Here is a 15,287-nt window from a genome sequence, read left to right on the forward strand (position 1 = left end):
GGTCGCTGAACGCGGTTGACCGGACGGTGGAAACCCGCCTGGACCTTCCGGACGACCGGGATGGATCAATGACCCGTTCCGGGCGCGTCGCAAATTTGACTAACCTGCCCTCAGTGGTCGAAACGGCGGAGCGGCGCCACGGGGCGGCGTACTCGGCCGGAAGGGGCTGTTCGACCTCCGACTGGCGGCGGGCCGCGGCGACAACGCGCGGCCCCGCCGCCGACCGGAGCATGCTCTGACTGAGTGATCACACCGACGCCTGATCGGGCGACCCCCGGACGCGCTGTCCGTCACGGGATTTCAGCCGAGACTACCGTCCGTGTTCGCCTGACCGCGCGAACAGTGTGACGTGCGGCAACCGATCGTGGCGAGGAGGACGAGCGGTGCCCGACGAGCGCCCGGTGGACATGCTGCGGCAGCGGCTTCGCCGCCTGCACACCAGTGCGGGACTGCCGAAGGCGGACAGCCTGACGGATCACGCGCACCGCCGGGGGCACCGGGTGAGCCGATCAGCGCTCGCCGCGGTCACCGGCGGATCCGGCGGCATGCGGTGGGCCACGGTCGAGGCGTTCATCGACGGGTGCGCCGGATACGCGGCCAGCCGGCAACGTCCGATAGCGGCGCAGGAGCTGACCATGACCGCCTGGCGTGAGCTCTACGAACGTGCGTTCCCGCGGCAGCGCGGCGTCACCCGCGACGCGGACCGGATCCGGATCGGCGAGGTACCCCGGCCGGCCGACGGCCATCAGCCGCGCGCGTCCGTGCGCGGCATCGCGGCGCGGCCGGGCCGCTGGGTGCTGACCGGGCCGGGCGGCGCCGGCAAGACGCAGGCGGCCGCCCACCTGGCCGAGGAGCTGTGGCGCGGGCGCGAGGCCGACCTGATGATCTGGATCCCGGCCGCTTCCCAGGAACAGATCATCAGCGGGTACGGCCGGGCCGCCGCCGAGCTGGGCCGGCCGCTGCCGGACGGGCTCGCCGAGGAGCGCCGCCGCTGGCTGGTGGTACTGGACGACGTCACGGACGCGGCGGACCTCGCGGGCCTGCTGCCGCCGCCGGGCGGGCGCACCGTGATCACGACCCGGCTGCCGGCCGCGACGGTGCAGGGCCGGGACGTGCCGCTGCCCGCGTTCACCCGGACCGAGGCGCGCGACTTCCTGCACGTCCGGCTGGCCCGCCGCCCGGACCTGGCCGACGACCCGGACGGCGTCGCGGACGACCTCGGCGGGCTGCCGCTCGCGGTCGCGCTGGCCGGCGCGGTCATGGCGGAGGAAGGGCTGCCCTGCTCCTGGTACCGGCGCTGGCTGGCCGCGCGCGGCAACGGCGTGCATCGGGACCCGGAGCGGGCGGTGGCGGCGTCGCTGGCGCTCGCGGTCGAGGCCGCGGACCGCGCACGCCCGGCCGGGCTGGCCACGCCGCTGCTGGCGCTGTCCGCGGTGCTGGACCCGGCCGGCATCCCGGTCCCGCTGCTGCTCACCGCGGCCGCCCGGGACTGGCTGTGCACGCACGCGGCCGCGGCCGGCACGCTGGACGCGGCGGAGATCCGCGCCGGGCTGGGCGCGCTGCACCGGCTCGGCCTGATCGTCGCGGACGAGACCACGGTGACGCTGCATCCGCTGGTCCGCCGGTTGCTGCTGGACGACCTGTCCGCGGCCGAGCTGGCGGACGCGGCCACGGCCGCGGCGCACGCGACCCTCGCGGCGTGGCCGGAACAGGAGCGCGATCCCGGGTACGCGACCCGCCTCCGGGCCGGCGCGGACGCGCTGCTCGGCGCGGCCGGTGACGCGGTGGCGCTGCACCCGGTGCGGGCGCGCGCCTGCCACAGCCTGGGCACGTCCGGCGACCCGGCGGGCGCGGCCGCGGCGAGCGCACGGCTGGCCGCGGACACCGCACGGTTGCTCGGCGCGGAACACCCGCGGGCGCTGCTGGCGCGCGGGAACGCGGCCCGCTGGCTGGGCGAGTCCGGTGACGCGCCGGGCGCGGTCGCCGCGTACGAGGTGCTGCTCGCGGAGTCGGCGCAGGTGCTCGGCGCGCACCACGCGAACACCTGGACGTGCCGGAGCAACCTGGCCTACGCGCGCGGGCTGGCCGGAGACCCCGCCGGTGCGGTGACCGCGTTCGCGGGCCTGCTGGCGGACTGCGAGGCGGTGCTCGGGCCCGAGCACCCGGGCACCGCCTCCGCACGCGCGAACCTGGCCCGCTGGCGCTCCGACACCCCCGCCCGCCAGGCCGGCTGAGGCGAGCGGGTCTCACCCGCTCAGTGGGCCGTCAGATCCCGGCGGCCGACGACCCGGTCGAGGTCGAGCTTGCGGGCCGATTCCGAACCGGGCGCGTCCCCCATGCCGCTGGAACGACACGGGGGACGCCCTGATCACGAGCGGTCAGAAGCGGTGCGGGCGGGACGGGCCGGCGGGCCAGCCGGGGTCGCCGGTGGTGGCGAAGCGCAGCCAGGCCGCGCGCATCGGGGCGCCGTCCGCGTCGACCTCGGCCCAGGAACGGCCGTTCAGGATCGGTGCGCCGGCCCAGTCGGCCTCGGTGCCGAGCAGCCAGGGCAGCTCGCCGCAGTGCGCGCCGCGCAGCGGCTGGGACGGGCCGGGCGCGCCGACCCGGTACGTGTGGACCCGCGCGCCGCCGCCGGCCATCAGCTCGGCGAAGCGCTGGGTGGGGCGGGCGAACACGCGCGCGGTCGACGTCCGTTCCAGGCCCGGCACGGTGGCCAGCGGCGTGTTGCGGAAGAAGTAGGCGAGTTCGCGTTCGGCCGTACCCGCGATGATCTGAAGGTTTTCGGCATTGTCGAGGGCCGCCGCCCGCCACTCGTCCGGCGCGGGCAGTGGGTCCGCGCCCGCGACCGGCATGAACGCGGGCACGAGACCGCCGATCGTGCGCACCGCCACGTCCCGCTCCGCGCGTTCCTGCGCCGCGATGATCGCCGGAACGGACGCCTCCCGCGGGTCCGTGCCGAGCCGGCGCACGAACGCGGCGGACGCGCGGGCGGACGCGGCCGGGGAGCCGAGCCCGAGGCCGAGCGGCGGGCTCTGCACGATCGCGCGGTGGAACAGCCCGCGCGCGGCCGGGACGCCGATCAGGCAGACCAGGGCGTGTGCGCCGGACGAGTGGCCGATCAGCGTGATCCGGTCCGGGTCGCCGCCGAGGTGGGCGACGTTGTCGCGGATCCAGCGCAGCGCGATCACCTGGTCGGTCAGGCCGAGGTTGCCGGGGGCGAGGCCCGGCGTGCGCAGCCAGCCGAGCGCGCCGATCCTGCTCCCCACGCTGATCACCACGGCGTCGCCCTCGCGGGCCAGGCGGCGCACGTCGTACCGCCCCCAGGCCGCACTGCCGGAGCGGTAGCCGCCGCCGTGCAGGAAGACCAGCACCGGGCGGCGCCGGTCGTCCGCGGCCGGGGTCGCCACGGTCAGCCGCAGGCAGTCCTCGGTCAGCGTGCCGACCGTGATCACTCCCAGGGGTGACGTGGGCCGGGACACGGGCTGCGGCGGCACGCCCACGTCCGCGAGCGCGTCCCGCTCACCGGTCCACGGCTCCTCCGGCTCGGGCTCGGCGAAGCGGGCCGCGGTCGCGTACCGCACACCGCGCAGCACGGTCAGCCCGTTCTCCCGGCGCCCGCGCAGCACGCCACCGGTGACCCGCACCGGCGTGGCCGTCCACGGTTCGTCATCCGCGGATTCACGTACGCCCGGTGTGGTCGTGCTCATGGTTCAGAAGCTCCTCGGTCGCCCGCCGGCCGTCGGGGGCTGGAGGAGACGTTGCCATGTGGCGAAGAACGATCGGGTGCGGCCTGCTGATGGCGGCCGCCGCCGTGGTCATCATCACGCCGGCGCCGTCCGGCGATCCGGCTCCCCCGGTGCCCGCGACCGGCCTGCCGGGCTGGGTGCGGGGTGTGGCGTGGGCGGTGCCGCTGTTGCCGGTGCTGTTCGTGCCGCTGCTGGTCGCGGCGCTCTGGCCGGACCCGCGGCGCGCGCTGCGCGGTCTGCTGGTGACGGCGGCCGGTGCCACGCTCACGCTCGGGATCGGCACCGTGCTCAAAAACCATGTCCAGGGGGTACGCCCATGCGCGCTCTCCAGCGCCGGTGAGATGCTGCTGAGCTGTCCGGCGGACCCGGCGTACCCGAGCACGGTCTCCGCCCTGGCCGCCGCGGTCGCGGTCGGCGTGGCCGTGATCGCACCCCGGCTGGCTGTGGCGGCCGCGGCGATCGCTCTGCTCAGCGCGGCCGGCCGGGTCCTCGGCGGCGTGCACTCGGTCCCGGACGTGCTGGCCGGGCTCGCGCTCGGCGCCACGGTCGCCGGGGTGCTGACGGTGGGCTCGGGCGATCGCTCGCCCGAGCCCTCCGTCACGCGCGGCCGGTAGTCAGTCGTGGGCCGGCAGTCCCTCGGCCGGGATCAGCTCCGGCTCATCGATCTCCGGCCGGCCCTCGCGCAGGTGGCGGTTGTTCCGCGGCTCCTGGCGGGACTTCTGGTCGTTGAGCTTGCGGCGCAGGTCGTCACGCACGTCGTTCAGCGCGGCGTGCAGGTCCTCCTCGGTCGAGGTGGTGACGATCTTCGGACGGCCGGCGATCCAGCACTCCAGCGTGACCTTCTGGCCCTTCGCCTCCCGGTCCTTGACCGACACCTCCAGCTCGGTGGCGTCCACATCGAAGGAGGCCAGGCGCGCATCCAGCGTGGCGAACTGCTCGGCGATCCAGTTCCGGTCCCCCTGGGAGAATCCGGCGCCGACCCGCAGGCAGGCGTCGACGGTGGCCGGGCTCGCGGCGGTGGTCATGGCAGCTCCTCACGTACGTTCCGGTACGGCATGCCGCAGGCCGTGCCGGCCCCGCGGTGCTCGCTCACATACCCCTTCTGCGGCGATCCAATACGCATTGGCTGCTAATTTGCGGATACCAAAATCGAAGAATTCCAATTCATCGCTGCGTGTCGCACATACGACAACAACAGGCGCCAGACCAGGAGGTTCTTAACCGGCACGTGACAATCCGGGATTAGGGTCCAAGCCAATTGATCGCCATCACGGCGCGGCTCCCGGTTGCCGGGGAATTCCGGAGGTGCGGCATGACGGAGATCCCGGTCACGTCCCTGACCATCGGCATCGCGGCCACGCCGGACGACCGCCGCCGCCTCGCCCGCCTGCTCGGCGACACCGAGGCCTTCCTGATCGTCTCCAGCGTCGACCAGGCCCGTCAGTTCCTCGACATCGTCGGCTCCCCCGAATCGACCGTCATCACGACCCTGCCCGAGCCGCCCGCCACACCCGCCCCCGTCCCGGCGCCGCTCCGCGTCGACTCCGACCGCCGCGTGCTGCGCTGGCAGGACCGCGAGGTCGGCCTCACCCCGCTGGAGCACGACTTCCTCAACTGCCTGGTCGGCTCGCCCGGCCAGGTGTGGACCTACAAGCAGCTGCACCTCGAGGTCTGGGGCAACGAGCACCTCGGCCGCGGCTCCGACCTGCACTCCGTCGTCCGCCGCGTCCGCCGCAAACTCGCCGGCCTCGGCACCTCGGCACGCATCCAGTCGGTCCGCGGCGTCGGCTTCCGCTTCGCATCACACTGACCTCCCCGCTTCCAGCATGAAAACCCGCACGTCCCCCACAAACACTCCCCGCCGGGCACTCCCCGCCGCGCCGCCAGCCGGGCGCTCCGCGCCCGAAATTTCGTCATATTTCGTCTGGCCCATGGCGCTTGCCTTCCGGAGATTGGGCATTCAGCCCTCAGTGATCAATGAGTGGTACGTAGGGGCGGTCAAATATCGAAGTTGATCGCCCCTACGCACCACTCATTGATCACTGAGGTGCTGCAGCCGGCCCGCCAGGCCGCAGGAAGGCGGCGGGTTGGGAGGCGATCCGCTTATGCCGGGAATTTCGGACAGAGCGGGCCGGCGGTGTTCCGCTGCGGACCCCGGACTCATACCCCCCCCCACGGGCCTCGCCTGTTGGCGGAGGGGCAGGGTTGCGATGCCCGGCCGACAACCCGCCGCAGCGAGACCGAGCCTGGCGAAATTTAGCGAATGGGCAGCTCAGGACCATGGTCGAAATAGGTGAGTGGCATTGGGCGCCGGTCGACCGCCGACGGCCCTCGTGCCAGTTCCGGCGTGGCAGCACAGCCTCGCGCCGCGCCCAGCCCGGCCTTGCGCCGCGTCCAGCCCGGCAGCCACGACCCTCGTGCCGCACCCAGCCCAGCAGATATGGCCCTCGTGCCGGGTCCGGCGTGGCTGAAGCCGGGCCCACATGATCGGGGCGTTCCTCAAGTCGTTCTAACGACTTGAGGAACGCCCCGATCATGTGTGGTGCGCTCGGGGCGGGCCCGTCCCGTGCCGGGGGCACGGGACGGGCCCGGTGGGGGGACCGAGTGTCAGCAGGTGGTGGGGCGCAGGGTCCAGTCGACGGTGGTCGGGGTTGAGGTGTTGATCTTCGCGGTCTTGGTCTGGGGCTTCCAGCCGTCCTTGGCGACGATCAGCGTGAGCGGGTTGTTGCGGTTGTCCAGCCAGTAGGCGTACTTGCCGGCCGCGTCCGTGGTGAACGTGAAGGACTGTGCCCAGGAGTCGACCTGGACGGTGGCGCCGGCCAGCGGTGCGCTGACGCCCTGGCAGTTGATGCCGGTCACGGTGCCGAGCAGCTTGCCCCAGGTCTTGGGCGGCTGGACGGTGAGCGTGACCGAGACCGGCGCCACGGTGTACGGCGTGTTCTCCTTGATCGCGATGCCCGCGGTGTACGTGCCGGGCTGCTCGACGGTGCCGGTGAGCGTGGCCGTGACCGTGACCGACTTGCCGGGCGCGAGCGTCGCGGTCGTCTTGTCCAGCGCGAGCCAGGAGACGTCCGTGGCGGTGGAGCACTCGTCGAAGCCGGGCAGCACCTCGCTCTCCGGCAGCGCGTTGAAGCTGCCGGACGAGCCGCCGACCTTGTAGAAGCCGCAGGCGGCGCCGCCGCGGTAGCGGGCGGTGTTCGCGTTCGGCAGCGCCTCCCACGTGCCGGCGTCGGGGCTGTAGGCGAAGCCGGCGTTGGTGATGGCGCCGCCCTGCGAGCCGCCGACGACCAGCAGCTTGCCGTTGGCCACCGCGTACGACGACGCCCAGTTGTCGGCCGGCGCGTCCGCGATGGGGGTCCACGCCGTACCGTCGAAGGTGTAGGACGACTTCTGCGAGGTGGTGCCGTCGTTTCCGCCGGTGCAGTAGATCGCGTCGGCGATCGCGCCGCAGGAGCCGAACGCCACCGACTTGGGGTACGCGGCCGCGGTCGACCAGGTGTTCGTGCCCGGGTCGTACGCGGTCACCGAGTTGGACATCGGCGTGCAGCCGGCCGTGGTGCAGCCACCGATCGCGTAGAGCTTGCCGTCCAGGACCGCCTGACCGGCCGCGGCGCGCGGCGCCGGGTTGTCGGCCAGCTTGGTCCACGTGTTCGCGCCCGGGTCGTAGGACCAGGTCGTGGGCGACGGGCCGGACGGGCCCCAGCCACCCGTGACGATGATCTTGCCGTCGATCACGCCGGCGGTGACCGCGTTACGGGCCTCCGGCAGGTCCGCGATCCCGGACCAGGCCTGCGCCACCGGGTCGTAGACGTAGTTCTTCGCCGACGACGCGGAGCCGTTGCCACCGGCGATGGAGTAGGTCTTGCCGTCCAGCGACACGACCCGGTTGTCCATCACGTTGGCCGGGTAGTTGCCGATCCCGGTCCACGGTGCCGCGCTCGGCGCCGGCGCGGCCGGCACCGCGGTGGCGCCCATCGACGACCGGCTGGCGAACGACGCCTGAGCGGTCAGCCGCTGCAGCGGTGCACCGGCCGCGGCCAGCAGCTGCCTGTCGGTGACCTTGGTGCCGTCCGCGCGGAGCAGTTCGAACCCGCCGGGCCGCTCGCTGAACTCCAGCTCGACCGGCAGCCCGCCGTTGTTCTTGACGGTGATCTTCTTGCTGACCGTGCCGTCCGGCATGCGGACCGTGCCGGTGACCGCGGCCGGGGTGACCGTGATCTGGCCGGCCGCGAGCTGGAACGACGTGGTGACGACCTTGTTGGCCTTCACCGTGACGGACTTCGTCTGCGACGCGTAGTTGGACGAGGCCGCGGTGAAGTCGACCTTGCCGGTCGCGGTGGAGACCAGCCAGAAGAAGCCGTCCTCCAGGCCCGGGTCGTCCGGCGTGGCGGTGCTGACGGCCGAGGTGCCGCCGCCGGTGACGGTGGCGCCGTTGACGTACCCGCCGGTGTTCTTGTCCTCGACGTGCCCGACGACCAGGCCGGCGGTGAACGGCTTGCACTCGAACGTGGTGCCGATCAGCACGTTGTCGACCGCCCACCACCACTCGTAGCTGGCGTCGTAGTAGTGGAAGCGGACCTGGACGTCCGGCTCGCCGGCCGCGGCCGGGATCGGGATCTCGGTGGTGCGCGGGCCGAGCGCGTCCGCGGTCTGCCGCAGCACGTTCGTCCAGGTGGCGCCGCCGTCGATGCTCAGGTCGACGTCGGCCCGGTCCGAGCCGAGCCAGTTGAAGTCCTGGTTGAACCGGATCACCGGCGCGGTCACCGCGGACAGGTTGACGATCGGGCTGACCAGCGAGGTGTCCTGCGCGCCGCCGGCGCCGTACTCGTCGCTGTCGACGATGGCGAAGCCGCCGGTGCCGCCGGTCTTGTTGCCGCGGTTGCCGTCGTCGGTGAACTTCCAGGTCTGGCCGCGGCCGGCCGCGTCGGTGACGGTCCAGCCCGCCGGCGTGGTCGTGCCGTCGAACGTCTCGTACTCACCGTCGGAGGACCAGCCGTAGCCGGGTGCGGCCGTGCAGGACGCGACGTCGACCGGCACCGCCTTGTCCCAGGTGGTGTCCGCGACGCCGACCGTGACGTTCTCGCTGACGGTCTGGTATCCGGGGTAGACCGGGTCGACGGTCAGCTGGTAGGTCGCGCCGGCCGGCAGCTCGAACTCGTAGTAGCCGTCCGTCGGGTCGGTGTAGTCGGAGACGCCGGACGGGCCCGCCACGCTGACCTTGGCGTAGAGCGGCCAGCCGTGCCCGGAGCCGTCCGTGATGGTGCCGGTGACCTTCACCTTCGGCACCTCGGCCAGCGCCACGTCGAGCGTGGTGGTGGCGTTGTTGCTGATCGTGACGGTACGGGTGACCGTGCCGTACCCAAAGGCGGCGATCGTGACCGTGTAGTCACCGGCCGGCAGCAGCACGCTGAACGTGCCGTCCGCGGCCGTGGTCAGCGCGCGCTCGACCGCCCCGACGACGGTGACGGTGGCGCCCGAGACCGGCGTGCCGCCGGGCCCGGTGACCGTGCCGGCGAGCGTGCCGGTGTCACCGATCGGTGCCGCGTTCAGCAGCGCCAGCGCGTCGAGGCGGCCCTCGCCCCAGACGTTGTTGTCGGCCGCGGTGCCGCCGCAGCTGGTGTTGTTCACGTCGATCGCGCTGCCGTCGAGCAGCGCGCGGGTTCCGGCGACGTCACCGACGAGCGCGGGCGCTGCCGACCAGAGCAGCGCGATCGCGCCGGCCAGATGCGGCGCGGCCATCGAGGTGCCGGAGTAGGTGTCGTAGCCGCTGCCGGGCACGCTGGAGCGCACGTTCACGCCGGGCGCGGAGATGTTCGGCTTGATCTCGCCGTTCTGCCCGGCACCGCGGGAGGAGAAGTTCGCGATCGCGTTGTTCACGTCGTACGCGCCGGCCGAGTAGTTGCCGACCCGGCTGCCCGGCGAGCCGCTGGTGTTGCAGCCGGACAGGCCGATGTTGCCGTTGGACCAGACGCCGAAGATGCCGGACGCGGTCCAGGCGTTCGTGACGTCCTCCATGAACGGCTCGTTGGACGGCAGCCGCGTACCCCAGGAGTTGTTGATGATGTTGGGTCGTTTGCTCGCGTCCGGGTTCTGGCCGCTGAGGTCGGTCGGCTCCAGCATCCACTGGCCGGAGGTGATCAGCGCGGCGTCGGACGGGCAGCACCCGTTGGCCGCGATCCACGTGACGCCGGGCGCGACGCCGACCTGGTTGGCGCCGTCGGCACCGGCCATCGTGCCCATCGTGTGCGTGCCGTGGCCGTCGGTGTCGCACGGCGCGTCGCCGGCACAGAGGTCGGCCGCGTCGAAGAAGTTGTAGTCGTGGTCGAACGTGCCGTCGCCGTTGTTGCCGCGGTACTTGCCGACCAGCGCGGGGTGGTCGAACTGCACGCCGGTGTCGATGTTGGCGATGACGATGTTCTCGCCGGTCACGCCGTACTCCGACCACACGTCGTCGGCGTTGATGCTGGCGATGCCCCACTCGAGGGCGTTGACGGTCTTCTCGTCGTCGCCCTCCTTCGTCTCCGGGATCTCGTAGTCCACGCTGGGGTAGAGGCCGTCTACCTCGGGCAGCGCCGCGATCGCCTGGGCGGTCATCGTGGACCCGCCGGTCACCTTGATCGCGTTGGTGGCCCAGAACGACTGGAAGCTCACGCCGGCCGAGGTCAGCTCCGCGCGCGCCTTCTCCTGTGACGCCTGCGCGGTCCTCTTCAGCTCGGCGGCGACCGCGGTGCCGCGCGCGTTCCAGTCCTTGTTCGCCGCGGCCTTGCTCAGGTCGGCCTTGGCGGCGAAGTGGATCCAGTAGTCCGCCTCGGCCTTCGCGGCGAGCTGCTGCGCCAGCTCCGGGCGGATCTTGTCCTCCTTGGCGGCTGCCTGCGCCGGCTGCGCGCCGACGACGGACACCAGGAGGCTCGCGGCCGCGACGGCGGTGGCCGCCGCGGCTCTAAGCAGGTGTGGACGATCGAACATCGATGCTGCCTCTCCTCGGTACGACTCGGGGGTTGAGCGAGTCATGCGGAGGGCGGCGGAAGTCTCGCCCCGCCGAACGGATGATCTCCGGACGGCGAACTTCCATGCCCAGGCTCCGAAAGGGATGACGTCGGAGACCCGAAGGGACACTATGATCTAGCAGAATGGACGATCAAGACGGTACGTAAGCAAGTTGTCACCAAGAGATGAGCATGCCGACGACGACCCGATCCCGTTGCTGATCGCGGTCGCGACCTCCCCTGCCGAGCGACTGCGGCTGGCCGAGCGGCTGGAGGGCATCGCCCCGGTGCTGCTCGTCGCCGATCTGGACGAGCTGCGGCGGCTGCTGAGCCCGGAGAACGGCGCGGGCGCCTGAAGCTTCGTGCACAAGCACCCAGGTGAGCAGTTCCCGAGCAGTCAGCGGGCTCCGGGCGTACTCCCAGCGGATTGTGATGTTTGAAAGTGTCAGGGCGCCGCGGCCTCGACCAACGGGAACCAGGTGGAGCGGTCCGGCACGTCGGCGAGCACGGCGTCGTCGACCACGCGCTTCAACTGCTCCGGGTCGGCCCGCGCGTGCGGCGGCGCGTGGCCCACGGTCAGCCACCGGCCGTCCGCGGAGAGCCGGATGCACTTGTTCTCGTCCAGACAGGTCGCGGGCGCACCGGCCTCGGCGAGGCCGGCCTCCGTGGTCCACCTCGCGTCGGCCACCCCGACCGCGATCGTGGGCACGTCGCTCTCCAGCACGTCGACCGGCATGGTGAGACCCCGGTACTCCGGCCGGGACGAGGTCAGCCGGATGCTGCCCAGTTGCTCGCTCACGCTGAGCGGCCAGTCGTCGGTCGTCCCGCCGGACGTGAGCGTGTACCCCTCCGGCACGGTGACCAGGTCGATCGGGGTGGTCGCCGGGTAGGGCGCGGTCATCGCCAGGCCCGCCGCGACCGCAAGAAGATCCTCCCGGGGGTACGGCTCGGCCGCGATCATCGAGATCACCGCCCACGCGTCGTCCGCGTACTCCCAGGCCACCCCGGGGCGCGGCTGGGAGTCGACGAACTCCCGCTGGTACGGCACGTTTCCGGCCCAGAAGCCGTCCCGGCCGCCGACCGTGATCCTCTCCTGGTCCAGGTAGCGCGCCGGGTCGTAGACGCCGGGCCGGTAGACGGTCAGCAGCGCGTCGTACCCGGGCCGGGAGTCGATCACCTCGCCGTTGTCGTCCTTCAGCTCGATCAGCTCGTACGGGCGGCGGATCCACGCCTCCTGGTAGCCGGGCGTGACCAGCATCGGCTCGGAGACCTTGAGCCCGCCGGCGGTGTAGCCGTGGAACGTGTAGCTGAACGGCGGCGCGGCCAGGCCCTGCGCCACCACGTCGCCCGGCACCGCGAGCTGCCCGGTGTCCGGCTCACCGTCGGTGACCGTGATGAAGCCGGGCGCGTTGCGGGCCACGATCACACCGGTGACCACCACGGCCGCCACCGTGAGCGTCGCACTGATCAGCGCGATCCGCGTGCCGAGACGCTCCCGTCGCAGGTCACGGTCGGTCGGTGGCGATTCGTACACGATGGAGTCTCCCGGTCTTGCTCCGCTGGCATGTCGCCGTCAGTAACGGTTCGGCGGGGGCGCGCGGTTCAAACACGGATCGAGGAATTTCCCGTCATCAGGCGACCGGGGTGGGCGACGGTGCGTCTGAAGAGGGACAATCCGATCACTACCGCCTGTCGAAGGAGACCGATGGCTCCGCCCCTGACCCGGCTGACCGGTCTGTTCCGCGCCGGTCGCCGGGACCACTCGCCGCTGACCAGCGCGTTCTCGCTGATCATCTGCGGCCTGCTGGCCGGTGTGGTCGTGGCTGCGGCCGCTTTCCCGGTGGCAGCGATATCCGGGCTCACCGCGAAATCCGGCATCGAGGCGTTCGACAGCCTGCCCACCGAGCTCACGGTGCAGCGGACGCCACAGAACACATATCTGTACGCATCGGACAACAAGACGCAGCTCGCCATGATCTATGACGAGAACCGCAAGGACATAACGTACGAGGAAATGCCCCAGGTGATCCGCGACGCGATCGTCGCCGCCGAGGACCGCACGTTCAACGACCACCACGGCGTCGACTACCGGGGCATCCTGCGCGCGTTCCTGAACAACAAGAACAGCGACGCCGCCACCCAGGGCGCGTCCACGCTGACCATGCAGTACGTGCGGATGGCGATCTCCTACTCGGCCACCCACCCGGCCGACGTCGTCGCGGCCACCGAGGACACCACGGCCCGCAAGGCCCGCGAGGTGCGGTACGCGATGCAGGTCGAGGAGGAGATGACCAAGAAGGAGATCATCACCAACTACCTGAACATGGCACCGTTCGGCGCCGGCTCCTACGGCGTCTGGGCCGCCAGCCAGGTCTACTTCTCCAAGCAGCCCAAGGACCTCACGATCGAGGAGGCCGCGCTGCTGGCCGGCATGGTCAAGGCGCCGTCCGCGTACGACCCGACCACCAAGGAGGGCAAGGAGCTGGCGCTGGAGCGCCGCAACAACTACGTCATCCCCGGCATGGTCGAGCTCGGCTTCATCACGGCCGAGCAGGCGGAGAAGGCGAAGAAGGCCGAGATCAAGGTCAACGGCAAGCGCACGCCCGGCGGCTGTGTGAACACGTCCAAGAACGACTGGGGCTTCTTCTGCGACTACTTCTACCGCTGGTGGATGGACCAGGAGACGTTCGGCGCCACGCCCTACGACCGGGAGCGGCGGCTGAAGAGCGGCGGCTACCGGATCGTCACCTCGCTCGACCCGAACGTGCAGAAGTCCGCGCGCGCCAACGTCGGTAAGTACGCGGCGGACGGCAACAAGAACGCGCTGATGGTCGCGGCCGTGCAGCCGGGCACCGGACACGTGCGCGCGATGGCGGTCAACCGGGTCTACAAGAACGACGACAAGGGCAACGAGCCGAACAGCGACCCGGCGAAGCGGCGGTCCGGCGTGCGCGGGACCTACCCGAACACCACGAACCCGATCATCTCCGGCAGCGAGGACGTCACCGGGTTCCAGGGCGGGTCCACGTTCAAGCTGTTCACACTGGTCGCGGCGCTGGAGAAGGGCTACCCGCTGACCTACGACATCGCGTCGCCGCGGGCCTACTACGTCTCCAACTTCCCGGTCGAGCCGAACGAGACCGGGCCGTGCCGCGGTCGGCCGGTCTACTGCCCGGCGAACTTCTCCACGTCGCTGACCGGCACGTTCAACATGTGGTCGGGCTTCGGGCGGTCGGTCAACACGTACTTCGTACCGCTGGAGGAACGGGTCGGGGCGGACAAGGTCGTCGACGCCGCGAAGCGCCTCGGCATCAAGTTCCGCAGCGAGAAGGACGCCGGCTACGCGTCGAACGCGAACACCTGGGGCGCGTTCACGCTCGGCGTCTCCGGCACCACCTCGCTGGACCTGGCCAACGCGTACGCGACGATCGCGGCGGACGGCCGCTACTGCGAGCCGATCCCGGTCGCGGAGATCTGGCAGGACAAGCAGAAGCTGGCCGCCGGCGACCCGCGCTGCGGGCAGGCGATCGACAAGGACGTGGCGCGCGCGGTCGCGGACGCGTCCCGCTGCCCGGTCGGCGACCGCTCCGCGACGTCGCGGTGCGCGGGCAGCACCGACCCGGGTGCACGCGACCGGATCGGCAAGCCGGTGATCGGCAAGTCCGGCACCACCGACGGTTACCGCACCGCGGCGTTCGTGGTCAGCACCGTGCAGCTCACGGTCGCCGGCATCGTCGCCGACCCGGACAACCAGAACACGTCCATGCAGGGCGGTGGCGACGCCTGGGGCGACCCGCACTCCGAGGCGGTCAACCCCGCCGTGATCAACACGCTGGCCGAGGCGATGAAGGGCAAACAGGCCAAGGAGTTCACGCCACCCAGCGAGAAGATGATCACCGGCAAGCTGGTGTCGATCCCGTCGGTGACCTGCAACTCCGAGGACGACGCGATCACCCGCCTGAAGGCGCGCGGCTTCCAGGTCCAGGTCTCCTCCGAACGCGTCGACTCCACCTGCGCGGCCGGCCGCGTCGCCCGCACCGAGCCCGGCGACAGCACGGTCGAGGGCGGCACCGTCGTCCTGCGCATCAGCAACGGCAACTCCCCCGCCCGTCCCCCGGCCAACAGCGGCGGCGGCGGGGACAACGACGATGACGATGACGACGCGGAGCCCGGACTGCCCATCCCGGACATCCCGGGCTTGCCAGACATCCCCGGTTTCCCCGGCGGCGACTGACCCGCATCCGGTGGTGAGGGTCCACACCCTCACCACCGCGCCGGTTCCTCCACGCCGCCGACGACGTTCACTCCCCTTCCGGCGCGGCCACGTCCGGCTCACTCCCCGCAGGCACAGCTCACCGAGGCTTATTCAGCGCAGCGAACCGGCACCGCGTTGCCGCGGGCCGCGCGGTCTGACGAGGGCGGCGCTGAATAAGCCTCGACGCCGCTTGCTTGCTTCTCCACGCCGGCACCCTTTTTCACCACACGATAAGGCTTATTCAGCGCGGCGAGCCAACGCCGCGTTGCCGCAGGCCGGGCCGTCTGACGAGGGCGACGC

At 71.8% G+C, this 15,287-nt stretch carries 9 protein-coding genes; 5 read left to right on the forward strand and 4 right to left on the reverse strand.

The window, feature by feature from the left end; genetic code table 11:
• Nucleotides 1-383: 383 nt before the first annotated feature.
• Nucleotides 384-2,234: a tetratricopeptide repeat protein gene (locus tag J2S43_RS17635; RefSeq protein WP_306830524.1), complete on the forward strand. Its 1,851-nt coding sequence runs from the start codon at nucleotides 384-386 to the stop codon at nucleotides 2,232-2,234.
• 144 nt (nucleotides 2,235-2,378) lie between these two features.
• On the opposite strand, the gene J2S43_RS17640 is transcribed toward J2S43_RS17635, so the two are convergent.
• Nucleotides 2,379-3,707: a carboxylesterase family protein gene (locus J2S43_RS17640; RefSeq protein ID WP_306830526.1), complete on the reverse strand. Its 1,329-nt coding sequence runs from the start codon at nucleotides 3,705-3,707 to the stop codon at nucleotides 2,379-2,381.
• 56 nt (nucleotides 3,708-3,763) lie between these two features.
• On the opposite strand from J2S43_RS17640, the gene J2S43_RS17645 reads away from it, so the two are divergent.
• On the forward strand, nucleotides 3,764-4,360 hold the full coding sequence (locus J2S43_RS17645; protein WP_306830528.1) for a phosphatase PAP2 family protein: 597 nt from the start codon (nucleotides 3,764-3,766) through the stop codon (nucleotides 4,358-4,360).
• On the opposite strand, the gene J2S43_RS17650 is transcribed toward J2S43_RS17645, so the two are convergent.
• The gene (locus J2S43_RS17650) at nucleotides 4,361-4,771 is read right to left on the reverse strand and encodes an HPF/RaiA family ribosome-associated protein (RefSeq protein WP_306830530.1); all 411 of its coding nucleotides are present in this window, start codon (nucleotides 4,769-4,771) and stop codon (nucleotides 4,361-4,363) included.
• A gap of 287 nt (nucleotides 4,772-5,058) precedes the next feature.
• On the opposite strand from J2S43_RS17650, the gene J2S43_RS17655 reads away from it, so the two are divergent.
• Nucleotides 5,059-5,556 (forward strand): winged helix-turn-helix domain-containing protein, encoded by a 498-nt coding sequence (locus J2S43_RS17655; protein ID WP_306830533.1) that lies wholly within the window; start codon nucleotides 5,059-5,061, stop codon nucleotides 5,554-5,556.
• A gap of 797 nt (nucleotides 5,557-6,353) precedes the next feature.
• On the opposite strand, the gene J2S43_RS17660 is transcribed toward J2S43_RS17655, so the two are convergent.
• Nucleotides 6,354-10,712, reverse strand: coding sequence for a S8 family serine peptidase (locus J2S43_RS17660; protein ID WP_306830535.1), 4,359 nt, complete (start codon nucleotides 10,710-10,712; stop codon nucleotides 6,354-6,356).
• A gap of 193 nt (nucleotides 10,713-10,905) precedes the next feature.
• Here J2S43_RS17660 and J2S43_RS17665 point away from each other — a divergent pair, with 193 nt between their 5' ends.
• Nucleotides 10,906-11,088: a hypothetical protein gene (locus tag J2S43_RS17665; protein ID WP_306830536.1), complete on the forward strand. Its 183-nt coding sequence runs from the start codon at nucleotides 10,906-10,908 to the stop codon at nucleotides 11,086-11,088.
• Nucleotides 11,089-11,177: 89 nt separating this feature from the next.
• Here the strand turns inward: J2S43_RS17665 and J2S43_RS17670 are convergent, their stop codons facing one another.
• Entirely contained in the window at nucleotides 11,178-12,266 is a 1,089-nt protein-coding gene (locus J2S43_RS17670) for a hypothetical protein (protein ID WP_306830537.1), read from the reverse strand.
• A gap of 171 nt (nucleotides 12,267-12,437) precedes the next feature.
• Here J2S43_RS17670 and J2S43_RS17675 point away from each other — a divergent pair, with 171 nt between their 5' ends.
• A complete protein-coding gene (locus tag J2S43_RS17675; protein WP_306830539.1) occupies nucleotides 12,438-14,966 on the forward strand; it encodes a penicillin-binding protein in 2,529 nt (842 codons plus the stop codon).
• Nucleotides 14,967-15,287: the final 321 nt, after the last annotated feature.

The organism is Catenuloplanes nepalensis (assembly GCF_030811575.1).
GTDB classification, from domain to species: Bacteria; Actinomycetota; Actinomycetes; order Mycobacteriales; family Micromonosporaceae; genus Catenuloplanes; species Catenuloplanes nepalensis.